This window comes from Shewanella spartinae, from assembly GCF_019457555.1.
Classification (GTDB): Bacteria; Pseudomonadota; Gammaproteobacteria; order Enterobacterales; family Shewanellaceae; genus Shewanella; species Shewanella loihica.
Genome location: NZ_CP080418.1, coordinates 1713331 through 1736078 on the forward strand (window position 1 = coordinate 1713331; position 22748 = coordinate 1736078).

Annotated in this window: 25 protein-coding genes; 19 read left to right on the top strand and 6 right to left on the bottom strand. The window is 55.2% G+C overall.

What is annotated here, in order from left to right:
• Positions 1-38 precede the first annotated feature (38 nt).
• From K0I31_RS07655 to K0I31_RS07705, 11 genes are all read left to right on the top strand, one after another.
• The gene (locus tag K0I31_RS07655; protein ID WP_220080425.1) at positions 39-983 is read left to right on the top strand and encodes a YbgA family protein; all 945 of its coding nucleotides are present in this window, start codon (positions 39-41) and stop codon (positions 981-983) included.
• A complete protein-coding gene (phrB, locus tag K0I31_RS07660) occupies positions 980-2428 on the top strand; it encodes a deoxyribodipyrimidine photo-lyase (protein ID WP_220080426.1) in 1449 nt (482 codons plus the stop codon). The genes K0I31_RS07655 and phrB overlap by 4 nt, the downstream gene beginning before the upstream one ends.
• Before the next feature lies 1 nt (position 2429).
• On the top strand, positions 2430-2873 hold the full coding sequence (locus K0I31_RS07665) for a nuclear transport factor 2 family protein (RefSeq protein ID WP_220080427.1): 444 nt from the start codon (positions 2430-2432) through the stop codon (positions 2871-2873).
• A 9-nt stretch (positions 2874-2882) separates the two neighbouring features.
• Complete coding sequence (locus K0I31_RS07670; RefSeq protein ID WP_220080428.1) at positions 2883-3605, top strand: SDR family NAD(P)-dependent oxidoreductase; 723 nt, start codon at positions 2883-2885, stop codon at positions 3603-3605.
• Positions 3602-4855 (top strand): NAD(P)/FAD-dependent oxidoreductase, encoded by a 1254-nt coding sequence (locus tag K0I31_RS07675; RefSeq protein ID WP_220080429.1) that lies wholly within the window; start codon positions 3602-3604, stop codon positions 4853-4855. The genes K0I31_RS07670 and K0I31_RS07675 overlap by 4 nt, the downstream gene beginning before the upstream one ends.
• Complete coding sequence (locus K0I31_RS07680; RefSeq protein WP_258406598.1) at positions 4852-5655, top strand: DUF1365 domain-containing protein; 804 nt, start codon at positions 4852-4854, stop codon at positions 5653-5655. Before K0I31_RS07675 ends, K0I31_RS07680 begins: the two co-directional genes overlap by 4 nt.
• Before the next feature lie 102 nt (positions 5656-5757).
• A complete protein-coding gene (locus tag K0I31_RS07685; RefSeq protein WP_258406599.1) occupies positions 5758-7038 on the top strand; it encodes an SAM-dependent methyltransferase in 1281 nt (426 codons plus the stop codon).
• A complete protein-coding gene (locus tag K0I31_RS07690) occupies positions 7016-7516 on the top strand; it encodes a DUF2878 domain-containing protein (RefSeq protein ID WP_220080430.1) in 501 nt (166 codons plus the stop codon). Before K0I31_RS07685 ends, K0I31_RS07690 begins: the two co-directional genes overlap by 23 nt.
• Positions 7517-7563: 47 nt before the next feature.
• Positions 7564-8052: a chalcone isomerase family protein gene (locus tag K0I31_RS07695; protein WP_220080431.1), complete on the top strand. Its 489-nt coding sequence runs from the start codon at positions 7564-7566 to the stop codon at positions 8050-8052.
• Entirely contained in the window at positions 8049-8582 is a 534-nt protein-coding gene (locus K0I31_RS07700; RefSeq protein ID WP_220080432.1) for a DUF3833 domain-containing protein, read from the top strand. The genes K0I31_RS07695 and K0I31_RS07700 overlap by 4 nt, the downstream gene beginning before the upstream one ends.
• A gap of 254 nt (positions 8583-8836) precedes the next feature.
• Positions 8837-10222 (top strand): FAD-binding oxidoreductase, encoded by a 1386-nt coding sequence (locus K0I31_RS07705; RefSeq protein ID WP_220080433.1) that lies wholly within the window; start codon positions 8837-8839, stop codon positions 10220-10222.
• A gap of 94 nt (positions 10223-10316) precedes the next feature.
• Here K0I31_RS07705 and K0I31_RS07710 read toward each other — a convergent pair whose 3' ends face one another.
• Together K0I31_RS07710 and K0I31_RS07715 are read right to left on the bottom strand one after the other, a co-directional pair.
• Positions 10317-10907, bottom strand: coding sequence for a VOC family protein (locus tag K0I31_RS07710; protein ID WP_220080434.1), 591 nt, complete (start codon positions 10905-10907; stop codon positions 10317-10319).
• Positions 10908-10979: 72 nt separating this feature from the next.
• Positions 10980-11519: a L,D-transpeptidase family protein gene (locus K0I31_RS07715; protein WP_258406600.1), complete on the bottom strand. Its 540-nt coding sequence runs from the start codon at positions 11517-11519 to the stop codon at positions 10980-10982.
• A 169-nt stretch (positions 11520-11688) separates the two neighbouring features.
• Here K0I31_RS07715 and K0I31_RS07720 point away from each other — a divergent pair, with 169 nt between their 5' ends.
• Positions 11689-12516 (top strand): ion transporter, encoded by an 828-nt coding sequence (locus K0I31_RS07720; RefSeq protein WP_011865290.1) that lies wholly within the window; start codon positions 11689-11691, stop codon positions 12514-12516.
• A gap of 58 nt (positions 12517-12574) precedes the next feature.
• Positions 12575-14062 (top strand): MATE family efflux transporter, encoded by a 1488-nt coding sequence (locus tag K0I31_RS07725; protein WP_220080436.1) that lies wholly within the window; start codon positions 12575-12577, stop codon positions 14060-14062.
• A 168-nt stretch (positions 14063-14230) separates the two neighbouring features.
• Here K0I31_RS07725 and K0I31_RS07730 read toward each other — a convergent pair whose 3' ends face one another.
• Positions 14231-14500, bottom strand: a complete 270-nt coding sequence (locus K0I31_RS07730) for a DUF2986 domain-containing protein (RefSeq protein ID WP_220080437.1) — start codon at positions 14498-14500, stop codon at positions 14231-14233.
• A gap of 124 nt (positions 14501-14624) precedes the next feature.
• Between K0I31_RS07730 and yqfB the strand changes: the two genes are divergently transcribed.
• Positions 14625-14948 (top strand): N(4)-acetylcytidine aminohydrolase, encoded by a 324-nt coding sequence (yqfB, locus tag K0I31_RS07735; protein WP_220080438.1) that lies wholly within the window; start codon positions 14625-14627, stop codon positions 14946-14948.
• 75 nt (positions 14949-15023) lie between these two features.
• Positions 15024-15668, top strand: coding sequence for an esterase/lipase family protein (locus K0I31_RS07740; protein ID WP_258406601.1), 645 nt, complete (start codon positions 15024-15026; stop codon positions 15666-15668).
• A 20-nt stretch (positions 15669-15688) separates the two neighbouring features.
• Here the strand turns inward: K0I31_RS07740 and K0I31_RS07745 are convergent, their stop codons facing one another.
• Entirely contained in the window at positions 15689-16147 is a 459-nt protein-coding gene (locus tag K0I31_RS07745) for a hypothetical protein (RefSeq protein ID WP_258406602.1), read from the bottom strand.
• A gap of 273 nt (positions 16148-16420) precedes the next feature.
• Between K0I31_RS07745 and K0I31_RS07750 the strand changes: the two genes are divergently transcribed.
• The 4 genes from K0I31_RS07750 to K0I31_RS07765 are packed head-to-tail and all read left to right on the top strand — an operon-like array spanning position 16421 to position 18684.
• Entirely contained in the window at positions 16421-17155 is a 735-nt protein-coding gene (locus K0I31_RS07750) for a DUF1538 domain-containing protein (protein WP_220080441.1), read from the top strand.
• Positions 17155-17943: a DUF1538 domain-containing protein gene (locus tag K0I31_RS07755; protein ID WP_220080442.1), complete on the top strand. Its 789-nt coding sequence runs from the start codon at positions 17155-17157 to the stop codon at positions 17941-17943. Before K0I31_RS07750 ends, K0I31_RS07755 begins: the two co-directional genes overlap by 1 nt.
• Positions 17933-18283 (top strand): P-II family nitrogen regulator, encoded by a 351-nt coding sequence (locus K0I31_RS07760; RefSeq protein WP_011865298.1) that lies wholly within the window; start codon positions 17933-17935, stop codon positions 18281-18283. Before K0I31_RS07755 ends, K0I31_RS07760 begins: the two co-directional genes overlap by 11 nt.
• Positions 18280-18684 carry a CBS domain-containing protein gene (locus K0I31_RS07765; protein WP_011865299.1) on the top strand — a complete coding sequence of 135 codons (405 nt, stop codon included), beginning with the start codon at positions 18280-18282 and terminating at the stop codon, positions 18682-18684. Before K0I31_RS07760 ends, K0I31_RS07765 begins: the two co-directional genes overlap by 4 nt.
• Before the next feature lie 80 nt (positions 18685-18764).
• Here the strand turns inward: K0I31_RS07765 and K0I31_RS07770 are convergent, their stop codons facing one another.
• Positions 18765-19121 carry a glutathione S-transferase N-terminal domain-containing protein gene (locus tag K0I31_RS07770; RefSeq protein WP_220080443.1) on the bottom strand — a complete coding sequence of 119 codons (357 nt, stop codon included), beginning with the start codon at positions 19119-19121 and terminating at the stop codon, positions 18765-18767.
• Positions 19122-19333: 212 nt separating this feature from the next.
• Complete coding sequence (locus K0I31_RS07775; RefSeq protein WP_220080444.1) at positions 19334-22684, bottom strand: DUF748 domain-containing protein; 3351 nt, start codon at positions 22682-22684, stop codon at positions 19334-19336.
• Positions 22685-22748: the final 64 nt, after the last annotated feature.

A 22748-nucleotide genomic window follows, 5' to 3' on the forward strand; every position in this document is an offset into this window, starting at 1 on the left:
ATTCGAGTACTAATCTGAGTCTGCCAACTGGAGGCGCCATGAAGAAGAAATTAAAGATTGGCATCAGTGCCTGTGTGATGGGCGAGCCGGTGCGTTTCGACAGAGGCCATAAGAAATCGGGCTTCTGTATGGAGCAGCTGGCGGAGTTTGCCGAGTTTAAACCTGTGTGTCCCGAGATGGCCATCGGCCTGCCGGTGCCGCGCCCGACCATCAGGCAGATAGTGCGGAATAACATCATTACCGTGTCCCGTCCCGACGGCAGCGGCGATGTGACCCAGGCCCTTAAAGAGTTCGGCGCCAATGCCGCCCAGAACTATCAGGATCTGGCGGGGTTCGTGTTTTGCGCCAAGAGCCCCAGCTGTGGCATGGAGCGGGTCAAGGTGTATCATCACCACGGCAAGGGCTCAGAGTCCACCGGCGTCGGCATCTTCGCCGAGCAGGTGATGAAGGCCAATCCGCTCTTGCCCTGTGAGGAGAATGGCAGGTTGAATGACCCCATCATTCGCGAAAACTTCACCACCCGCATTTTCACCTATCAGAAGTGGCTGGATCTCAAGGCCGAGGGGCTGACCCGGCACAAGCTGATTCAGTTTCACAGCGCCCACAAGTATCTGGTGATGAGCCACCATGTCGAGAGCTATCGCGAGTTGGGCCGTCTGTTGGGACGCGCCGACATTGGCCTCGAGGAGCAGAGCGAGCGTTATGTCTCGGGTCTGATGCAGGCGCTCAAACATAAGGCGTCCCGTCGCAGTCACACCAATACGCTGCAACATCTGCAGGGCTACTTTAAGCGACAGCTTGACGAGCATAAGCGCCGCGAGCTGACCCAGGAGATCGCCGCCTATCGCGAGGGGCTGTCGCCGCTCTTGGTGCCGCTGACCCTGATAAAACATTATCTTATTGAGTTTCCAAATGAATACCTGCTGCAGCAGGCCTATCTGAACCCCCATCCTAAGGAGCTGAGATTGAGGTACGGCTATTGAGCGCACTCTTGTGGCTGAGACGGGATTTCCGTCTCCATGATAATCCCGCCTTGAGTGAGGCGGTGCGGCTCGGGGTGAAACAGGCGATCTTTATCGCCACCCCAGCCCAGTGGCAGCAACATGATATGGCGCCGATAAAGGCCGATCTCATTCGTCGTCACCTCGAGCTGATGGCCGGTGAGTTAGCTGAGTACGGCATCGAGCTGGTCATCTTGTCTGCTACAGATTTTAGCGATCAGGTGAGGGCGTTATGCGAATACTGCCGCGACCATGGCGTCAACCTGCTGCTGGCCAACAACGAGCCTGAGCTCGATGAGCAGGAGCGCGATAAACAGGTGATGGCGGCGGGGATCGATCTGCGCCTGTGGCAAAACGATTGTATCTTGCCGCCGGGCAGCGTGCTCAACCAGCAAGGGGAGATGTTTAAGGTCTTTACCCCCTTTAAGAAGGCCTGGCTAAAGTGTGTGGCGGCCCAGGGCATAGAGTGTGTGCCGACGCCGGCCAAATCGACGCCGGCAAAATTGGTCGGTGATGTTCAAGCAGCGGCTAAGCTAGCACAACAGCCAACACCACAGCCAACATCACAATCATCAAGCATAAACCTAGATTATCCCCTGGTGGACTCCAGGCGATGGCCCGACAGTGAGCAGGTGATGAGCCAGCTGCTGCCCCATTTCTGGCAAGATAAGCTGCTCGATTATGGCGAGCGGCGCGATTTTCCGGCCATCAAGGGGACATCAGGCCTATCGCCTTATCTGGCCATTGGGGCGATTAGCTCGCGCTGGCTGGCGCTGCAACTGGTGCAGCGCCATCCCGAGGTGATCTACGACACACAGCACGGCGCCTTCACCTGGCTCAACGAGCTGATCTGGCGGGATTTCTACAAACATCTATTGTTTCACTATCCAGAGCTTATCAAGGGCAGAAGCTTTCAGCCCAAGTACGAGTCGCTGCCCTGGCCCAATAACGAGGCCCACTTTCAGGCCTGGTGTGAGGGGCGCACCGGCTACCCCATAGTCGATGCGGCCATGAAACAGCTGCACCGTACCGGCTGGATGCACAATCGCCTGCGCATGATAGTGGCGAGTTTCCTCACCAAGCACCTGCTGGTGGACTGGCATAAGGGGGAGCGCTTCTTCATGCAGCAGTTGATCGATGGCGATTTCAGTGCCAACAACGGCGGCTGGCAGTGGGCGGCCAGCACGGGCTGTGATGCCCAGCCCTATTTTAGGATCTTTAACCCCATCACCCAGAGCCAAAAGTTTGATCCTCGGGGTGACTTCATCCGTAAATATCTACCAGAGTTGAGCGAGGTGCCCGACAAGCAGATCCACTTCCCCCACGACTATTTAGCGAGTCAGGGCAAGGCTGAGATCTACCCCGCTCCGATAGTGGACCATAAGGCGGCGCGCCAAAGGGCCCTGGCATTTTATAAGGTGGAATAGGATGACGAAGATGACGGCTAGCGCCCTGTGGTTACAAAACTTTACTGCCGTATACCGCGAGCTGGGTACCGATAATCTAGAGGCGCTGCGCAAGATCTATCATCCAGAGGTGGTGTTCTGCGACCCTCTGCATCGCGTCGAGGGGCTGGATAACCTGCTGGGCTACTTTCAGGGCCTCTATCGCCAGGTGATCAGCTGTGAATTCACTATTGAGCATGTGTTTGAGCAACAAGGTGAAGCCGCCGTTTACTGGACCATGACCTTTAGGCACAAGCAGCTTAACGCCAGTCAGCCCATCGTCGTCGAGGGACACTCTCGACTGAAGGCTAAAGACAACAAGGTTGTCTATCACAGGGATTATTTCGATGTCGGCGCCATGTTGTATGAACAGCTGCCGCTGCTCGGTGGCCTTATCCGCGCGGTCAAACGCCGCGCCGTGAACTAGGAGGCCGGGATGAAACTCATGATAACGGGCGCCACCTCTGGGATTGGCACGCAGCTCGCCCTTGGCTATGCCAAGGCCGGCCATCAGGTAATCGCCTGCGGTCGCAGCCAGACAAAGCTAGATGCGCTAACAGAGGCGCAGCCTAACATCAGCACCCTGTGTTTCGATCTGATGCAGTACGATAGCTATCCTGCGCTCGCTGCCGACCATGGGCCGCTGGATCTGCTTATTCTCAACGCCGGCGACTGCGAATATATCGACGATGCGCTTAATTTCGATGCCAAGCGTTTCGACAAAATTATCAATATCAACCTTATCGCCATCGGCTACGCCCTGCAGGCCTGGTTACCCAATTTGAAGCCTGGCGGTCGCCTGGTGTTGGTCAGTTCCAGCGCACAGCTACTGGCTCTGCCTCGAGCCGAAGCCTACGGCGCCTCTAAGGCGGGGCTGAGCTACCTGGCTAAGGTGCTGGCGATCGATCTGGCTAAGCACCAGATAGAGGTAACCTTAGTGCATCCAGGCTTCGTGCAGACGCCGCTAACGGATAGAAACACCTTCGCCATGCCCATGATGATCGGCGCCGAGGAGGCCGCCTCGACCATAATGCGCGGCATCGCCAAGGGCAAGCGCGACATTCGCTTCCCACGTCTGTTTATCTGGCTGATGCAGAGCCTCTCACTGTTACCTTTTTCGCTCTGGCGCCGTCTCGCCATGAGGATGGTGTCTCCATGAAAAAAATTGCCATTATTGGCTCGGGCATCTCGGGCCTGACCTGCGCCTATCTGCTGGACAAGCATTATGAGGTGACCCTGTTTGAGCAAAACGATTATGTGGGTGGACACACGGCCACGGTCGATGTGCACCATGAGGGGCGAGACTATGCCATAGATACCGGCTTTATTGTGTTCAACGACAGGACCTATCCCAATTTCAATCGTCTGCTGGCCATGCTTGGTATCGAGGGGCAGGTTACCGAGATGAGTTTTAGCGTGCACAACCGCCAGACGGGATTCGAGTACAACGGCCACGGTCTCAATAGCCTGTTTGCCCAGCGGCTTAACCTGTTTCGTCCCCGTTTTTGGCGTCTGCTGAGTGAGATCTTAAGCTTCAATCGTCTCTGCAAGGAGTGTTACGGCCAGGATTCTGTGCCTGATGGGATGACCCTGGGGGAATTTCTGCAGCAACATGGTTTTTCTCGCTTTTTCAGCGAGCACTACATTCTGCCCATGGGCGCGGCCATCTGGTCGACCAGCCTGAAAGAGATGCAGGCCTTCGAGCTTAGGTTCTTCATCCGTTTCTTCTACAACCATGGCCTGCTCAACATCAGCGACAGGCCCCAGTGGTATGTGGTGCCCGGCGGCTCCCGTCAGTATGTCGAGGCGATCCTCGCCGGCCTCTCTTGTCCGGTACATTTAGGTAGCCAGATTGAGGGGGTATATCGCCAGGAGGGAGAGGTGAGGCTGGTGCTGCAAGGGGGCGAGATACAGGTATTCGATGAGGTGATCTTCGCCTGTCACTCAGACCAGTCCCTCGCCCTGTTAGGGGACGCCACGGCCGATGAACAAGAAGTGCTGGGCGGCATTCCCTATAGCCGCAACGAGGTGGTGCTGCACACAGATATCAGTCTGCTACCTAAGCGGCCACTGGCCTGGGCGAGCTGGAACTATATGTTGGATGATAATCTCGAGCGCGCCGCCTGCGTCACCTACAACATGAATATCCTCCAAGGGATCGACAGCGATACCACCTTTTGCGTCACCCTGAATCAGAGTGAGGAGATAGCCGAAGATAAGGTACTGCGCCGCTTCGTCTATCACCATCCGGTGCTGAACGAGGCCAGCTGCCGCGCCCAGCAGCGACGCCTGGATATATGCGGTAAGGCCCACACTCATTTTGTCGGCGCCTACTGGTACAACGGCTTTCATGAAGATGGGGTGCGCAGCGCCCTGGATGTCACCAAGCGCTTCGGGATGAGCCTATGAGTGTCAATGGCCAATCATCTTCTTCCTCTCAAGCGAGCGAGCAGCGAGAGCCAAATGCGCCTGTGGAGCACAGCGGTATCTATACCGGCCAAGTGCGCCATCGCAGGTTTGGCGAGATCCCACACGCCTTTGGCTATCGCCTCTACATGATGGGGCTGGACCTCGACGAGCTATCAGCAGTGACATCCCGCAGCTGGTTGTTTGGCCAGCGTTGGTTCAACCCCATACGTTTTAATGAAAAAGATTACCTCAAAAATGAACCCGGCAGCCTTAAGCAGCGTATTGCCCAGAAAGTTGCCGCACTCGGTGGAAGTTGGCAGACAGAAAACAGGGTAGTGATGCTGGCTCAGTGCCGCTGCTTAGGGGTTTATTTCAGTCCCATCAACTTCTACTTCTGTTACGACGCGCAGCAGGTTTGCCGCTACATGTTGGCCGAGGTGAGTAACACCCCCTGGAACCAGAGGCATTACTACCTGCTGAGCCTGGAGGGCGAGATGAAGCTCAAGAAGGCATTTCATGTGTCGCCCTTTATGGCGATGGAGATGACCTATCATTGGCGAGTTTCGCCGCCGGCGGTCAAGGCGCTGGTGCATATCGAGAACCATCAGGAGGCTAAGGTGTTCGATGCCACCCTGGCACTCGACAGGCAGGGGATCACTCCGGGTAATCTGCTGAGCACCTGGGTCAGGATCCCTGCCATGACGGTGAAGATGCTGCTCGGGATCTACTGGCAGGCGCTGAAGCTGTTTCTCAAGCGGGTGCCCTTTATCGCGCACCCAGATGCCGATAGCGCGAGTTAAACCAGTAGCCAGTCACGCTAGAGGTGCAGTTAGCGCAGGCGGACAGCAGCAGAGCATGGCGACAACCCAGAAGCAGATGGTATTTCATTTAGCGAGGTAGAGATGGAACAGACAATCAAACAAGTAAATGGTGTAAGGCCTCGCGCTGTGGCAGTGGAGCTGGGCACAATGCAGAAGTATCGCGCCCTGGTCATTCGCCTGTTGGGCCAGCTCAAAGGCGGCTTTATCACCCTCATCGAAGGTGATACACAGCAGCAGTTTGGGGAGCGAAGTGCAAGCCTAAGCGCCCAGATAATTGTGTTGGATCCCAGCTTCTATCGCGACCTTATCCAGGGGGGCAGCATAGGCGCCGCCGAGGCCTTTCTCGATGGCAAGTGGACCAGCCCGGATCTCACCCGCCTGATTCAGGTGATGGCCCGCAATCAAACCCGGCTGGACGCGCTGGAGCAGAAGATGGCCTGGCTCACCCGCATCAAGCATTTGCTGCTAAGGCTGAGTCAGCGCAACACAGAGCAGGGCGCCAAGCGCAACATCCTGGCTCACTACGACATAGGTAACGAGCTCTACGAGCGCTTCCTCGATGACTCTATGCTCTACTCCTGCGCGCTTTACGGCGACTGTGGTCAGACGCTCGCTCAGGCGCAGCAAAATAAGCTACAAGCCATCTGCGAAAAGCTTGAACTAAAACCAGGCGAGCATGTGCTGGAGATAGGCACAGGCTGGGGGGCGCTGGCCATCTATATGGCGCAGCACTATGGCTGCCGCGTGACCACGACCACCATATCCGATGCCCAGTATCAATATGCCAAGACACGTATTGAGCAAGCGGGTCTTAGTGAGCAGATAACCCTGCTCAAGCAGGATTATCGGCGCCTAACAGGCCAGTACGACAAGCTGGTGTCGATAGAGATGATAGAGGCGGTGGGCCACGAGTATCTGGGGACATTTTTTGAGACCTGTTCGGGCCTGCTAAAAGATGATGGCAAGATGCTGCTGCAGGCGATCACCATCAGCGATGGCCGCTACGAGAAGTACCGTAAAGGCGTCGACTTCATTCAGAAATATATCTTCCCCGGTGGCTGCCTGCCGTCGGTGGCCGTGATGAGTGAGCAGCTGGCCAAGCGTACCGACATGGTGATCTGCGATCTGGAGGATATCGGCCTGCACTATGCCAGAACCTTGTACGACTGGCGTCAGGCGTTCGAGCAGGCCTGGCCGGAACTGGAGGCGCTTGGCTATGACGAGCAATTTAAGCGTCTCTGGGTGTTTTACTTCTGCTACTGCGAAGGGGCATTTAAGGAGCGACTGATCGCCACCCATCATCTGGTCGCCCGTAAGCCCAGGTATTTTGGTGCTCAGGATGAAAGCGTTCTGGCTTATTAATCTTGGCCTGTTTCAGCTGGCCTGGTGGTCGGCGGCCTGGTTAACAAACTCGGCCAGCTACATCATCTCTGGGCTGATCGTGCTGCACTGTCTGCTGTCCCCCTGCGTGAAGGCGGATCTCAGGCTGATGGCGCTGTTGCCGCTGGGGCTGCTGGTGGATGGGGCGCTCATCGCCCTCGGCGCCTTTCGTGGTGTCGAGTCTGTATTTCCCCTCTGGCTAGCCCTGCTGTGGGTGATCTTCCTGATGAGCCTCAATCACAGCTTACGTCTGTTGTCCGGGCTCAGGCTTCCCTGGCTGATGCTCATCGGCGCCCTTGGCGGGGCGGGCAGCTATTGGGCCGGGGTAAGCCTGGGCGCCTTAACGACCCAAGTCTCGGCTATCAAATTTTGGTTGATCGCGGCGCCTGTTTGGGCAGTGCTCTTGCCCTTGCTGGTTTGGGGGCAGGGGAAGGTGCAAGCTAGCAAGCTCATTCGGTAACAAGCTCGTTAGGTTAGAAGCTATTAGGTAAGAAAGCGAGGTGAGTCATGGGCAAAGTTCTATTGCTATTACTCTTAAGCCTGAGTGCTCAGGCCGCGGATCTCGACAGGCTACATAAGATAGGTAGCGCCGAGATGCAGTATCTATTTTGGACCTTGTACCGCGCCGAGCTGTATAGCGCTCAGCCTGACTATGAGGCGAGTGCCGATAAGGCGCTGAAGATAAATTACTACCGAGATATCGAAAGCGATCTGCTTATTGAGGCCACGCTAGAACAGTGGCGTCACCTGGGTTACTCAGATGAGCAGATAACCTCTTGGCAGCGGCAAATCCAGGGGCTCTGGCCCGATGTGCGCGAGGGCGACAGCCTGACCCTATGGGTGAACAGCCAAGGCGACAGCTATTTCTACTTCGGCGACAAGCCGCTTGGGCAGATCCAGGATCGCACCTTCGGCGAGGCGTTTCTGGCCATCTGGTTATCTGAGCGCACCTCAGAGCCTGAGTTAAGACAGGGCCTATTGGGATTAAGACAATGAAAAAGTTCGTTTTAGCATTTGTGACTTCCTTTTTTATCTTGCTGCTTAGTGCCTGTGGCAGCGCCTCACTGGAGGACTACAGCGACACCACTCCAGAGCTGCATCTGGACAGCTTTTTTGACGGTAAGCTAAAGGCCTACGGCATAGTGCTGGATCGATCCGGCACCCTGATAAGGCGCTTCGAGGTGGATATGCTGGCTAACTGGCAGGGAGATAAGGGCGAGATCCAGGAGTGGTTTGTGTTCGATGACGGCGAGAAGAGCGAGCGCACCTGGCAGCTTACCAAGCTTGATGATAATTCCTATCAAGGCAGCGCCCAAGACGTGGTAGGCACAGCCCTTGGGCAAACCCGAGGAGCGGCGCTGTTCTGGCAGTATGAACTCGAGATACCTATAGATGGCGAGATCTACCAGGTGACCTTAGATGATTGGATGTTTCTGCTCGATGATAAGCGCCTGTTCAACAAGACAGAGATGAGCAAGTTTGGCATCAAGGTGGGGGAAGTTATCCTCTACATAGAGAAAATTTAGGGCTAAACCGCCAACCCGTTTACTGTCGTCATTTTAAATCGCGTTTGAGCATGGGTCTGGTTATCCAAACCTCATGGTTTCAACTAACATAAAGACTGATGCTCTTTTGATACGCCGTATTTATATCCGTGAATGAATTCCATTACTCCAACTAGAACCAAGCATTATTGACGTTACACTTGAGGGAATGAGCATAGCACTTATTGGCACATACATTGTTTGCGCGGCGATGTGACGCTTAAGAGGCAGCTTATATGAAAGGTATACAACAATCTCAAGTGGACAGTTTTAAGGCTGGATTTGGTGGCGATGTTATTTTGCCCGAAGACAGCAACTATGACGAAGTGCGACAGATCTGGAATGCCATGATAGATCGAAAACCGGGGATGATCGCCCGTTGCACCTCGGCAGAGGATGTGGTCAAGGCCGTCAACTTTGGCCGGGAACATGATTTACTCATCTCGGTTCGCGGCGGTGGCCACAATATCGCGGGTAAGGCGCTTTGTGACGATGGCCTGCTGATCGATCTGTCCTTGATGAAACAGGTCAAGGTCGACCCCGACAAACAACTGGCTTTGGTTGAGCCGGGTTGTACCCTGGAGGATGTAGATGCCGCCACCCAAAAACATGGCCTGGCGGTACCCGTGGGGATCAATTCCACCACAGGGATCGCAGGATTAACCTTAGGTGGTGGCTTTGGCTGGTTAAGCCGCAAATTGGGCATGACAATCGATAACCTGGTGTCGGCCAATGTCGTGACCGCAGAAGGCAAACAGCTCGTTGCCAGTCAGGCCAGCGAACCAGAGCTCTTCTGGGGACTGCGCGGCGGCGGTGGTAACTTCGGCATAGTCACTCAATTTGAGTTTAAGCTGCATCCCCTCGGGCCCGACGTCCTCAGCGGCCTCATCGTGTTTCCCTTCGAGCAGGCAAAGTCTGTTATCAGCCAGTTTGTTAACTTTACCGCCAATGCGCCCGAGGATCTGAGTGTCTGGATGGTGGCACGTAAGGCGCCGCCATTGCCATTTCTCCCTGAGTCGGTTCACGGCAAAGAGGTGATAGTGCTGGCAATCTGTTATGCCGGCGATCCCGCCGAAGGTGAGAAACTGATCGCGCCGCTTCGTCAATTTGGCACGCCTGTGGGTGAGCATGTGGGCGTACAACCCTTTGCAGCCTGGCAGCAGGCCTTCGATCCTCTGTTGACGCCCGGTTCACGTAACTATTGGAAGTCCCATAATTTCACCCAGCTTAGTGAAGCGGCTATCGATACGGCCATCGAATATGCCGGTACCCTGCCCACCGAGCAGTGTGAGATCTTTATCGCCTCAATCGGTTGCGCCACCTGTCTTCCGGCCGCCGATGCCATGGCTTATTCGGCCCGGGATGCTCAGTACGTATTGAACGTGCATGTGCGCTGGGAGTCTGCCGATGATGATAAACGCTGTATCGCCTGGGCGCGGGAGTTCTTCGATAAGACCAAGCCTTTTGCCAGCGGTGGCGCCTACATCAACTTCCTGACCGATGATGAATCCGATCGTACCGAGTCGGCGTATGGGGAAACCTATGGGCGATTACGTCAGCTGAAGAAGCAGTATGATCCGAACAATCTGTTTAGGGTAAATCAGAATATCAAGCCCGCTTAGATTGGGGCTTAGGTTGAAAGCAAAAACCAAGTGACTGTTTGTTTTTCAAACAACAGTCACTTGGCAGGTTCCTGACAACGGTTAGGCTACTTGGCTATTTAGCTTCGGAGGCGATAACTGCCTTTATGCCGTGGGGATGGACCTTGATGCAGAGGTTGCCCCGCTTGAAGGCTATGGTGGGGTTAGCTAGGCGCTCATGTTCCCCCTGGGGCGAACTCATCTTCACCTTAACATCCGTTTCCTGAGCCAGCACTCTGGCGAGTGTCGGCACCCGCTCGAGCAGCTGCTCGCTCAGTGTCTCTGTGGTGGTCGCACCGCCCGGCAGCACCAACTCGATATGTTCCCAGCCCTCGACCGGGTAGCGTTTATCGCCGGGGTAGGGCAGCTCGATACATTCTATCGTCAGCTCGCCCAGCACCATGGGAGCGTCGAGGGCGATGATGAGAATGGGGCGACCGTTGATCATATTATCTGAGATGATCTCACCCTGACGGCAGAAGGCCTCTCTTAGGCTGTCGGCGCCTTGGCTAGTGTTGACCCTGAGGGCGGCATGGTCGCACTCGAGATCTAGGGCATCCAACCCTAGCTCCTTCATGAAATCTAAAATTGCATGGCTGAAGGTAGGCCACTGCAGCTTGAGCGCGTCAAAGGTCAGCTCATCGGAAACTTGAGATTTAGTCATCATATTTGTCTTGTGGACTCAAAATTGGGTATTGATGCCATGCTAGCGGCACAGGCACCGGGTTCGGCACTGGTCTTATGGCCAGATCTCTATGGGGGTGCCGGTATCGACGGCGCGCCACAGCTCGTCTATCTCTTCGTTCTTGATGGCGATACAGCCGTCGGTCCAGTTGAGGCGCTGCGCTTCATCCGGGGTGAGTGAGGAGTTAGGATTCTGGCCGTGGATCATGATCTGTCCGCCGGGATTGATCCCCAGCGCGGCGGCCCTGAGTTTATCTTCGTCGTTGGGGTAGGAGATATGGATAGCGCGGTAGTAGGCGCTGTCGGCCTTCTTATAATCCAGGATGTAGCGCCCCTCTGGGGTGCGCTGATCTCCCTCTTGCAGCTTGTGGCCGACCGGGCGATCCCCCAGGGCAATCTTGTAGCGTCTTAACACTTTACCTTGGCGCATCAATAACATGCTGGCTTCAGACTTATTAACCACCACGAGGTCGACCTTGCCAATCTGGCTCTTACTGGCGCTATGGGGCGAGCTGAGGCCGCTCGATTGCGCCCAGGTACCCCCTAACGGGGCGAGCAGGCAGAGCAGCAGGAGTTGTTTAAAAAATGTCTGCATCGTCTTGGTTCGGTAAAATAAAGCCACTACTTGGGTGTTCATCATACCTTATTTTAGATTAAGCTGGATCGGTTAATTCCATGTTGCATCAAAGCGCATGGGGTTGGCACGTTTTTATGGTACGAGAGATGGTAAAAGATATAGCAAGCGATAAGGATTGTTGATTTAGATGGATGAGACCCCGCAAGAGGCACGTAAACAGAAACTCAGAGAGATTATCTTCGGCACAGACACGCCGGCCGGTCGCTATTTCGACCTGAGCCTGATCGTCTGTATCGTGTTGAGTGTCGCCCTGGTATTTGTCGATACCATAGACAGCGTGCATAACCGCTACGGCGACTGGATCCGCATCGCCGAGTGGGGCTTTACCGGCATCTTTACCCTGGAGTATCTGCTTAGGCTCTACTGCTCGGCCCATCCGGTGCAATATGCCCGCAGCTTCTATGGTGTGGTGGACCTGCTCTCCATTCTGCCCAGTTACCTGGCGCTCATCTTCCCGGGCGCCAACTTCACGCTGGTGATCCGTGTGCTGCGGCTGTTCCGTATCTTCAGGGTGCTCAAGTTGCTGCGTTATCTCAGCGAGGGCAACATACTGCTGCGGGCCATGATGCAGTCGAGCCGTAAGGTGTTTCTGTTCTTCTTCTCCGTCAGCCTGATCGTCATGGTGCTCAGCGCCATCATGTATGTGGTAGAAGGACCTGAGCATGGTTTCACCTCCATGCCCAAATCTATCTACTGGACAATCGTGACCATCACCACAGTAGGTTATGGCGATATTACCCCGCAGACCACACTCGGCCAGGGGATCGCCGCGCTAACCATGCTGATAGGTTACTCCATCATCGCCATTCCGACCGGTATCCTGACCTCGGAGATCTCCCAGGAGATGGTGCGCAAGAAAGATCTGCGCCGCTGCAGCAACTGCCTCAAGATGGGCCACGAAGTCTCGGCGCTCTACTGTGACAAATGCGGCAACGAGCTGGAAACAGACCTCTAGGGAGCCTTATGTTTACAATCTATTCGCCAGTATGCGTGATTGACCGTGAGGGAGCGTTATGACCACGGCTAAGTTTGTCCAGGGCTCCATCATGCGCCACATACTGGTGATGAGCTCCACCGCCGCCATCGGCATCTCGGCGTTGTTTGTGGTGGATCTGATCGACATCTTCTTCCTCAGTCTGCTGGGGGAGCAGGAGTTGGCCGCGGCCGTGGGCTACGCGGGCACCATCTCCTTCTTTACTACCTCAATTGGTATCGGCCTCTCTATCGCCCTCGGCGCCCTGGTGTCTCGTGCCGTGGGGGCCAAAGAGTTTGAGCTGGCCAAGCGTTTGCTGCTTAACAGTGCCGTGGTGACAGTGCTGGTGGCCTCTGTTGTCGCCATCATAGTCACCTGTTTTATCCCCGAGCTACTTACCCTGGTGGGTGCCACGGGCCGCACAGGTGAGCTGGCCGCCGGTTACCTCTATATTCTGGTGCCCTCCATGCCCATCATCTGTCTGGCGATGGCCCTTGGGGCCGCGCTCAGGGCGGTGGGTGATGCCAAACTCTCCATGGTGTCGACCCTCACGGGGGGCGGGGTTAATTTGGTGTTCGACCCTATCTTCATCTTCCTGCTGGCCATGGGCATAGAAGGGGCGGCGCTCGCCTCTGTGCTGGCGCGTCTCGCCGTGTTGCTGGTGGCCGCGAGGGGCGTGGTGGTCAAGCATAAGCTATTTGGCCGTTTCGATTTGACCGCCTTCAAGGAAGATATCAAGCCGATTTTTGCCATCGCGGGCCCCGCGATGATGACCAACATCGCCACCCCCATAGGCAACGCCGTAGTGACCCGCGCCATCGCCGAGTTTGGTGACAGTTATGTGGCCGCCTGGGCGGTGTTGGGCAGGTTGACGCCCGTGGCCTTTGGCATGATCTTCGCGCTGAGCGGCGCCATAGGCCCCATAGTCGGGCAGAACTTCGGCGCGCGGGAGTTTGCCCGTGTGCGTCAGAGTCTCACCAAGGCACTGCAATTCTGCGCCCTGTATGTGGTGACTGTCTCCTTGCTGCTGATGCTGCTGCAGGAGCAGATAGTAGCCCTGTTTGCCATGCAGGGGGAGAGTGCCGAGCTGATCCGCTTCTTCTGCCGCTACATCGCCGTCTTCTTCGTCTTCTCCGGCGCTCTGTTTGTGGCGAACGCCTCCTTCAATAACCTGGGCAAGGCCAAGTACTCGACCCTGTTTAACGTGGGTAAGGCAACCCTGGGCACCATTCCCTTTGTTTATTATGGCGGCCAACTCGGAGGCGTCGAAGGTGTGCTGATCGGCCAGGTGCTGGGAGCGATCCTCTTTGGCGTACTCGGAGTGTTAACCGCTTATCGTCTGGTAGATAAGGTGCAGGCGAGCGCCGTACCTGCGGTCAGTCAGGAGGTGCTGGACGAGGAGCTTAGCCCCAGCAGCCCCAATCCACTCTCGTCCTCCTGTGCTCAGATGGCGCAGCTCAGCGAAGAGCAAGATTGCGAGGAGAGCAATAGGGTGAGTGAGTTGGTCACTGGCCCGGGTCGCGACTAGTAATTCTTGGTTTTAACAAGAATTGATGAAAACCGCTCTGAAAGTGAGAGATACAAAAACGGCGCCCGTGATGGCGCCGCTTGGGGGAAGGACTGAGCACTAGTCCTAGCTCTTTCTATTTAATAGCCTTGAGCCTTATTGCTCAGCGGGGGATTACTTAGAGGCCTGTTATTCAGAGGCTTTTGCCTCTGCGGCTTGTGAAGTTTCTTCCTGCTCAGCTGTTTCAACAGTCTCAACAGCGACTTCCTGCTCGCCCTCGACCTTAGCGGCCTTCTCGGCGGCATTAGCCTTGGCAGCCATCTCGGCCTGCTCCTGAGCCAGCATCTTGGCGCGATCGCCCTTAGAGATATATTTCTTTACGGTCGGCGGCGTATGTTTGTTGTGACGGGCCTTGGCGCGCTTTGCCGTCTTCTTCAGCATCTTTTGTTTCTTGTTCATACTTCCACCAGGGTGTTTGATTCAGATAAAATAAGGGCTTAAACCTAGTTAGCTTAAACCGGGGGCGGATTTTAACCTAATCTGTGCCAAGCGGCTATAGGCAAAAATAGCAGATAGAGGAAATATGACCCCGTTAACCTATGATGGCAAGATCACCTTCTTCGAGCGATTCGAAGCCGATATCCTCAGCGGGGCGAAAACCATCACCCTCAGGGATGAGAGCGAGTCGCACTTTCGCGTTGGTGACCGCTTGTCGGTATCCACCTTTGAAGAAGGGCGACACTTCTGCGATATTCAGGTGGAGCGAGTCGAAACGCTTGCCTTCGAGGCATTAAACTCCCGGCATGCCGTGCAGGAGAACATGACGCTTGAGCAGTTAAAGGCGGTGATCACCGAGATATATGGTGAGATTGATACTCTCTATCTTATCGAGTATCGCCTGCTCTAGTTTGTTTGACCCAGGATGAACAAGGAAAAGTTGGAATAACAAGGACAAGCCGGAATGACAAGGAGCCAGTCAGCGATGAAACCCCACAATGAGTCAGTGATCTTACTCCATGGTTTGGCGCGCACTCGAGGCTCGATGGTGAAGATGGAACATGCCCTGTCGGCTAAGGGCTATCAGTGCGTGAATCTGGGGTACCCTTCGACTCAGTTCGATATCGAGACCCTGGTCGGTGAGCATATCGACAGGGCGCTGTCACAGTGCCGGGGCGAGAGAGTGCACTTCGTGACCCATTCCATGGGCGGCATCCTGGTGCGCCAATATCTGAGCCAACATACTTTGCCTGCACTTGGGCGTGTGGTCATGCTTGGGCCGCCCAATCGCGGTAGCGAGGTGGTGGATAGTCTCAAAGATTTCCCCGGATTCAAGTGGATAAACGGCCCGGCGGGTCTGCAGCTGGGCACGGAGGAAGAGAGCGTGCCCAATCGCTTGGGCAAGGCGCACTTTGAAGTGGGAGTCATTGCCGGTAGTCGCAGCGTGAATTTGCTGCTCTCGACCTTATTGCCGGGGCCCAACGATGGTAAGGTCTCTGTGGCCCGCACCCGCCTGGACGGGATGCGGGATCATATCAGCCTGGCGGTTACCCATCCCTTCATGATGAATAATCCCAGCGTGATCGCCCAGACGGCGCATTTCCTGGCCCATGGACACTTTAAGCGCTGAGACGTGACTCGGCGCTCGAATTAGCCTTTGTTGGCAAACTTGCTGATGTCGGCGTCGGTGGCGCCGTCGTTACACTCGCCGCGGATCTCACCGCGTCCTTCTTCTATGATACGGCTCAGCTCCAGGTAGCCTTCGCGGCAGTAGCCAGTCATGGCGATGGTCTTCTCAAGGCCTAATTCTATCTGCTGCGTCCAGCGGGTCAGATCCGGCTCATAGACAGAGCGTTTCTTGCTGCCCGAGCGTTTCATCTTCTCTATCTGGCGTACCCGCTGCATGTGGGGTTGCTCAAGCGTCGGTAGATCGGCGTACTTCACCCTGTAGGTAAACAGCTTGATGCCGTTGCCCTTGATCGAGGTATGGAAGGTATCTTCAACGCGCACCTTAAAATCATCGACGTCGCGTTTGCTGGCGCAGCCGCCAAGGCCAAGGGTTACTGTGAGCAGCAGTGTGGTGGTAAGCAGTGGGGAGCGTATCGGCATCTTGTTGTTATCTTTATTTTTCGTCGAGGTTAACATTCGTTGCAGGGTCAGCATAACCCAATCGCCGGGGGAGATCACCCTAGGTGACCTGACTTTACCTAAATTGACTCTGGCTGAGTAACTTGGGCTGAGTAACTTGCATTGGCCGAGTAACTTGAACTGGCTCACGTAAATGGGGCGGGATGTGAGAAAATTGTTGTTATTTGTTAGCGTCTTGGCACACTCAAGGTAAGGGGAAATGTGTTAGGAGATCCCCTGTGCTAAGGAGTCTGCATGTCGGCCTTGATCAGCCTGTTTCGTTCATTACTCGGCAGTTTTCGGGATCTGGTGCCCATCATCTGTGTGGTTGCCTTCTTCGAGATCTTCGTGCTGCATCAGGCCCCGGCTAATCTGGCCGAGATCCTGCTCGGGCTGGTGTTTATCGTCTTCGGTTTGACCTTCTTCGTCTTTGGGCTCGAGATGGGCCTGTTTCCCATAGGTGAGTCTCTGGCCCAGGCGCTGGCGCGTAAGGGCAGCGTCTTCTGGTTGGTGGTCTTCTCCTTCTCCCTGGGCTTTGGCACTACTTTAGCGGAGCCCGCGCTGACGGCTGTGGCCAACGAGGCGGCCGAGGTCGCGGCAAATTCTGGGGCCATTACAGCAAGCCAGGATGCCATGGATAGCTATGCCATGGGGCTCAGGCTGACGGTGGCCATCTCGGTGGGGCTGGCGATTCTGCTTGGGGTGATCCGCATACTTAAGGGCTGGCCCATTCATTATCTGATCATCGGCGGTTATCTCTGCGTCATGGTGCTGACGGCCTTTGCGCCTGAGAATATCATAGGGATCGCTTATGACTCTGGCGGCGTGACCACCTCCACCATTACCGTGCCGCTGGTGACCGCCTTGGGAGTCGGCTTGGCCAGCGTGATCAAGGGGCGTAACCCCATGTTGGATGGCTTTGGCTTGATCGCCTTTGCCAGCCTGACGCCGATGATCTTCGTATTACTCTACGGCATGTGGGTGTTGTGATGACTTACCTGAGTGAGATGCTAGACACCCTCTTATTGACCATGCGTGATGTGGTGCCCATCGCCGCCATCTTGTTTGGTTTTCAGCTCGGGGTACTTAAGCGTGCCATTGCCAATTGGCGCCGGGTGTTGCTGGGCTTTGTCTATGTGATCATCGGCCTTAGCCTGTTTCTGGTGGGGCTGGAGCTGGCGCTGTTTCCCATCGGCCAGAGCATGGCCAGTCAGCTGACCTCGCCCGATTTTCTCCACCCTGAGGGCGGCGACACGCCCTTTATCTGGCAAGATTATCTTTGGGTCTACCTGTTTGCCGCGGCTATTGGTTTTAGCACCACGATTGCCGAGCCTTCATTGATTGCCGTGGCGATAAAGGCCAACGAGGTCTCGGGCGGTGCCATAGGCATTCAGGGGCTGAGGATCTCGGTGGCGATCGGGGTGGCCATGGGGATTGCCCTTGGCTGTTTTCGTATCGTGGTGGGTGACCCTATTCATTACTACATCATGGCCGGCTATGTGCTGGTGGTGATCCAGACCTATTATGCCCCTAAGATGATAGTGCCACTGGCCTATGACTCGGGTGGGGTGACCACCTCGACCGTTACCGTGCCGCTGGTGGCGGCGCTGGGGTTGGGGTTGGCAACCAATGTGGCGGGGCGCGACCCGCTTATCGATGGCTTTGGTTTGATTGCCTTTGCCAGCCTGTTTCCTATGATCACAGTTATGGGCTATGCCCAGTTAGTCGAATTCTTAAGTCAGCGAAAATCCGCTAAGGAGCGAGACCATGCGCTTTAAACTTATCGTCGCCTTCGTCGATGAAACCTGTACCGATACCGTGCTCGATGCGGCGAGAGAGGCGGGCGCCACAGGAGCGACTGTCATCAACCATGCCCGCGGCGAAGGACTGGAGAAGAAGAAGACCTTCATGGGCCTAGGCCTGGATATACAGCGAGATGTCATCCTCTGGTTGGTGGAGGAGCACATGAGCCGCAGCATTCTGGAAACCATTTGCCGGGTAGGGGAGTTTGACACTAACCCGGGGCAGGGGATTGCCATACAGATAGATGTGGAGGACGCCGTGGGCGTCGCCCATCAGGTGGAAAAACTCAGCAAAGAGATTGAGGATCAACTATGAAACCAAGCAGGCTAATTAAGAACAGCGACGTCATGAAAGACAGCTATGTGATGGTCGATGGTCTGCATACCGTGGCCGAGGCGATCAAGCTGGCTGTGGGTAACGATGTCAGCATGTTGCTGGTGAACAAGCGACATGAACACGATGAATATGGCATGGTGCTGATGAGCGATATCGCCCGAAAGGTGCTGGCAAAAGACAAGTCGCCGGAGCGGGTCAATGTCTATGAGATCATGATAAAGCCAGTGCTGTCTGTGCATGCCGACATGGATATTCGCTATACCGCCAGGCTGTTCGAACGCTTCGGCATCAACAAGGCCCCGGTGATTGAGGCCGGTAAGATCTTAGGTGTGGTGACCTATCATGACATAGTGCTCAAGGGGATGATGCCCCATCTCTAACGACTTGAGCCAGACAATAAAAAGGGCACCCTAGGGTGCCCATTGCGCTTAAGCGATAGCTAAGGTGCCTAGGTTAAACCTTAGGCGAAACGCTTGTTGAGATAATCTATGATATCTGAGGATTCATACATCCACTGAGTCTCTCCCGCCTGGTCGATACGCAGGCAAGGCACCTTGGCCAGTCCACCCTGTTCTACCAGCATCTGTTGATGCTCGGCTTGTTTGGCGTCGACAGTGACGATATTTAGCCCTTGGCGACGAATGGCGCGGCGTACCTTAACGCAGAAGGGGCAGGCGGCGTATTGATAAAGCTGAAGCCCTTGTGTCTGCTCGTCAATCTTTGCCTGTTCGGCCAGCGGACGCTGACGCTTCTTTGGGGTAAAAACAAAATTCAAAAACAGGATAATGCGGCCTAATACCCAGCGAACAATAAACATTAACGACTCCTAGATAATTTTGATGGGGCGGATTCTAACGCAAGCGTGATGGAGATCAAAGCCTCGACGTAAACTGAGCGCTGGTGAGCGGCATTTCACCCTGTTTGGCGCCAAGTATGTTGTGAAGACACTATGGCCTGTAGCGGCAAATAAAAAACGGCCAAGCTGTCCATAAACTGGAGCCTGGCCGTTTGATGAGGTTAACGCCTCTGCTATTCGGCGCTTAGGGTCAGCAGGGCCTGTGAGGCGCTGGTGTCGAGCGCGGCTTGACTGTCGAGCACGAATACCCGGCCCGGTTCAATCTTGGCCTCTTCAATCAGGTATTGCTTCACGGCCAGGGCCCGGCTCTGAGCCAGCTGACCCAGGGCGTTATCGTCGAGCTGCTGGGCCGAGACCAGATAGTTGTACAGGGCGATATGCCAGCGGGTCTGCAGCTCCTCGTCGCTCAGCTTCTCGGTACTCTTATTCCCGGCACTATTGTCCTGCTGGGCCTGCTGCTGTTTGATCTCCTTGAGCACCTCGCCGGGATCTTTTTGCAGCGTCTTCTCATAGAGGGACTTAAGTGCATCGGAGAGTACCCCTGTGGTCGGGAAGGTGCTGGCGGTGAGTTCAGCTGGCATCTGCGCCTCGGTGAACTTGGCATCATCAAGCTGCGCCTGGGCAACCAGCGCCTGATGTAGCTTGGCCGTCATTAAGGTCTGACTGTCGCTCACCGGATCCACCGCGCCCTTGGCGCTGACGGTGAGTTTAGGCCTGTCGGCCAACCCCTTGGCCAGCTTGCTCAGCAGCGTTTGGCTCTCCTCTGGCAGCGTCGCCAGACCTGGGGTAAAGGCCACCTTATCCAGCTCATCGTCTGAGCCCAAGAGGCCGGCTAACAGGCTGAAGGGCGCGGTGACCGCCTTAGTGATCACATTGGTGAAGGCGATGGCGATGATGCTACCGAAGCTAAAGCTTGGCTCGTTGAGATCGCCAGAGACCTGCAGGCCTAGGTCGATCACCCCGTGTCTGTCTTGTAACAGGGCGATGGCCAGGGTGACAGGCAGAGAGGTTGCCAGGCTGGAGTTACTCTTCTTACCCAGCTGCAGTTGATCGACCACCAGATGGTTGTCGCCCACCAACTGATTGTTCTCTAGCTGATATTTAAGATCCAACGACATCAAGCCTTTGTCTATGTAGTAACCTGCATAGGTGCCCGAATAGGGGTTAACCGAGGTGAGCTCCACATGCTTGAAACTGAGGTCGAGGTCCAGGTAAGGCTGCTCTAGCAGGGGATTGATCTCACCCTTGAGGACGACCGGGGCGTACCTGTCTATCTTGCCCTTGATATCGACCTTGGCGGCCTTCTCGCTGCTGGAGGAGAGGTTGGCGATATTGCCTTCGAGCTGCTCTATGCTGGCGGCGAAGTTAGGGGTGAGCGAATTATCGGCAAAGAAGGTCGAGCCATCTTTGAACACTATCTTGTTGATGCTAAGGGCCATCGGCTTGGCCGCATCGGCGGTTTGCGCTGTGGCCTTTTTCTTGGCAGCTTGTTGTTCCTGTTTGTCATTTTCCTGTTTGTCATTTTTCCGGGTGGCAGGCTTAGCGGCGCCTGATGGGTCGGCATCGGTCACCGCATCATCCGCCGTAGCATCATCTGTCGCCACGACAAGAAGATCCTGGAAGTTAGTGGTGCGATCTTCGTTGATCAGAATGCGTCCGTATGGCTTGTTTAACGTGACCTGATCGATTGCCAGTTTATTGGCCTCTTTATCGAAGTCGAGCTGGTTGAGATCCAACTGCTGCCATTTTACTAGTGTCTTGTTGGCCTTAAGGTCTTTGACCTGAAGATCGTCAACCTGAAGTGTGCCCTGATAATTTAGTTTGCCGTTGGCGTCGGCAAGCAGTTGTCCCGATGTCGCCAGGCGGCCATCGTCAATCTTGATGTTCACAATAGGCGCAATGTAGTTCTGGAACCAGTTAAGGCTAAGCCCCTCGAGTGAAAGTTCGGCGCTGACCTGCTTGGCCAGGGCGTCGATCTGCCCCTGACTCTGCACCTTGGCACTTTGGTTGATGGCTAATGCCAGCTGATAGTCGATGGGCTGTGTCAGGCTCTCATCTACCGCGCCTGTGGAGAGTTGCAGCTGGCCTATCTGCCAGCGGTTCTCCTCTTTAAACAGCTGCTCGGTCAGGTTTAGCTGATAGTTGCTCAGGCTGATCTTCTCAAGCTTAGCGTGCCAGCTTGGTGCCTGAGTGTCTGTCTTCTTGTCAGAATTTGCCACTTGCTTGCTGGTATCGGCTACGGCGACTTGTACATTGGCACCTTTTACATTGCCATCTTGAGTGTCTGCAGCCTGCTCGTTTGCTGTACTAATGTCAGTCGCTTTAGGCGTCTCAGTCGATTTCGCCTTATCACCATTACCTATTGGTGCCAGCAGGGCGGCGAGATCTACCCCTTTATCATCTAGGCGTGCGTTAACCAGGAGGTCGCTCGAGGTCAGGGCGGCGACATCGACTTGCTGCTGGCCAAGATCCGCTGCGATGCCCGAGAGGGCAAAACGTCCCAGGGAGATAAGCTCTCGCTGCTCATGGGTGATCCGTAGGTCACTGAAACTCAGCTCGCCGGCGCTGGTGCTGGCCTCAAGCTGGTCGTCATCCATGGCGACGCGGTACTCGGTGGCGAAATCCACATAGCCCTTGTCCAGTGACACATGGAAGGCCTTATCGACAAAGGTCCACAGCTGCGGCAGATCGATATGGCTCAGGCGGACATCGCCGACAAGCTCGAAGGGCGTGAGCTGCACCTGGCCCTTGAGGGCGATTTTGCCGCCGCGATCGCTATGAAACTCCATGTGGTAGCGGTTGGCCTTCTGCGCCGCCTCATTTTTGGCATCAAGGCTCTGGCCCTCAAGAGGCTGCGGCTTTGCGGCATCGCTGCTCATCTTAGTGGCAACTATGGGGTTATGGGAGTCGAAGCTGGCGACCTTGAGGTTAACCTTGGGATAGCTGACTTGCCCTTGAGTGATCTCATCGAGTAGATGCAGATTGGCATCGACGATCGCCAGATTCTTGAGGATAAAGTGAGGGATCCTCTTACCGTCCTCTGGCTCGGGTTCCGGCTCTGGTTGCGCCTCGCTGTTTTTCGCCAGGGTCTCCAGGATGTCGGAGAAGTTAAACCTTAGCGCCTCTTTGCTATCTAAGCGCTTTACCTCGGCGTGGGGATTTTCCAGTGTGATGTCGGTGAGGCTCAGCCCTTGCTGAAACAGGGAGTCCCAAAATTGGATATTTAGGCCGAGGCGCTTAAAGCCAACAAAGGGCTGGTCGTTTTTTTCCTTGATGGCAAAGTCAGTGAGCTCGACCTCGAGGGTAAAGGGGTTGATCTTCACCTGGGTGAGGGAGACGGGTCTTTGGATCTGGTTCGACAGCTGCTTAGGGATTTGCAGGGTCAGCAGATAAGGAAGCAGTAGACCCAGTAACAGGGTCCATGTTAAATACAGGGTAATTGAGATACCAATATATCTTTGATATTTGGGCAGCTGTTTGTATTTTTGTCCGAGTTTTGCGAAAAATGATGGGACGGAAGACATAATGACCTTAATGACGTTGTAGACGAACTGAAAAGATTCAAGGAAGGGGGGACGGCGAGTCCAA

Excerpts from the sequence above, each read along its gene's own strand:
- K0I31_RS07730 (WP_220080437.1), bottom strand. The coding sequence starts at position 14,500 with ATGAACAAGAAACAAAAGATGCTGAAGAAGACGGCAAAGCGCGCCAAG.
- K0I31_RS07695 (WP_220080431.1), top strand. The coding sequence starts at position 7,564 with ATGGGCAAAGTTCTATTGCTATTACTCTTAAGCCTGAGTGCTCAGGCC.
- yqfB (WP_220080438.1), top strand. The coding sequence starts at position 14,625 with ATGACCCCGTTAACCTATGATGGCAAGATCACCTTCTTCGAGCGATTC.
- K0I31_RS07765 (WP_011865299.1), top strand. The coding sequence starts at position 18,280 with ATGAAACCAAGCAGGCTAATTAAGAACAGCGACGTCATGAAAGACAGC.
- K0I31_RS07670 (WP_220080428.1), top strand. The coding sequence starts at position 2,883 with ATGAAACTCATGATAACGGGCGCCACCTCTGGGATTGGCACGCAGCTC.
- K0I31_RS07725 (WP_220080436.1), top strand. The coding sequence starts at position 12,575 with ATGACCACGGCTAAGTTTGTCCAGGGCTCCATCATGCGCCACATACTG.
- K0I31_RS07745 (WP_258406602.1), bottom strand. The coding sequence starts at position 16,147 with ATGCCGATACGCTCCCCACTGCTTACCACCACACTGCTGCTCACAGTA.
- K0I31_RS07720 (WP_011865290.1), top strand. The coding sequence starts at position 11,689 with ATGGATGAGACCCCGCAAGAGGCACGTAAACAGAAACTCAGAGAGATT.
- K0I31_RS07700 (WP_220080432.1), top strand. The coding sequence starts at position 8,049 with ATGAAAAAGTTCGTTTTAGCATTTGTGACTTCCTTTTTTATCTTGCTG.
- K0I31_RS07750 (WP_220080441.1), top strand. The coding sequence starts at position 16,421 with ATGTCGGCCTTGATCAGCCTGTTTCGTTCATTACTCGGCAGTTTTCGG.
- K0I31_RS07705 (WP_220080433.1), top strand. The coding sequence starts at position 8,837 with ATGAAAGGTATACAACAATCTCAAGTGGACAGTTTTAAGGCTGGATTT.
- K0I31_RS07680 (WP_258406598.1), top strand. The coding sequence starts at position 4,852 with ATGAGTGTCAATGGCCAATCATCTTCTTCCTCTCAAGCGAGCGAGCAG.
- K0I31_RS07755 (WP_220080442.1), top strand. The coding sequence starts at position 17,155 with ATGACTTACCTGAGTGAGATGCTAGACACCCTCTTATTGACCATGCGT.
- K0I31_RS07685 (WP_258406599.1), top strand. The coding sequence starts at position 5,758 with ATGGAACAGACAATCAAACAAGTAAATGGTGTAAGGCCTCGCGCTGTG.
- K0I31_RS07715 (WP_258406600.1), bottom strand. The coding sequence starts at position 11,519 with ATGCAGACATTTTTTAAACAACTCCTGCTGCTCTGCCTGCTCGCCCCG.
- K0I31_RS07665 (WP_220080427.1), top strand. The coding sequence starts at position 2,430 with ATGACGAAGATGACGGCTAGCGCCCTGTGGTTACAAAACTTTACTGCC.
- K0I31_RS07740 (WP_258406601.1), top strand. The coding sequence starts at position 15,024 with ATGAAACCCCACAATGAGTCAGTGATCTTACTCCATGGTTTGGCGCGC.
- K0I31_RS07690 (WP_220080430.1), top strand. The coding sequence starts at position 7,016 with ATGAAAGCGTTCTGGCTTATTAATCTTGGCCTGTTTCAGCTGGCCTGG.
- K0I31_RS07770 (WP_220080443.1), bottom strand. The coding sequence starts at position 19,121 with ATGTTTATTGTTCGCTGGGTATTAGGCCGCATTATCCTGTTTTTGAAT.
- K0I31_RS07775 (WP_220080444.1), bottom strand. The coding sequence starts at position 22,684 with ATGTCTTCCGTCCCATCATTTTTCGCAAAACTCGGACAAAAATACAAA.
- K0I31_RS07760 (WP_011865298.1), top strand. The coding sequence starts at position 17,933 with ATGCGCTTTAAACTTATCGTCGCCTTCGTCGATGAAACCTGTACCGAT.
- K0I31_RS07710 (WP_220080434.1), bottom strand. The coding sequence starts at position 10,907 with ATGATGACTAAATCTCAAGTTTCCGATGAGCTGACCTTTGACGCGCTC.
- K0I31_RS07675 (WP_220080429.1), top strand. The coding sequence starts at position 3,602 with ATGAAAAAAATTGCCATTATTGGCTCGGGCATCTCGGGCCTGACCTGC.
- K0I31_RS07655 (WP_220080425.1), top strand. The coding sequence starts at position 39 with ATGAAGAAGAAATTAAAGATTGGCATCAGTGCCTGTGTGATGGGCGAG.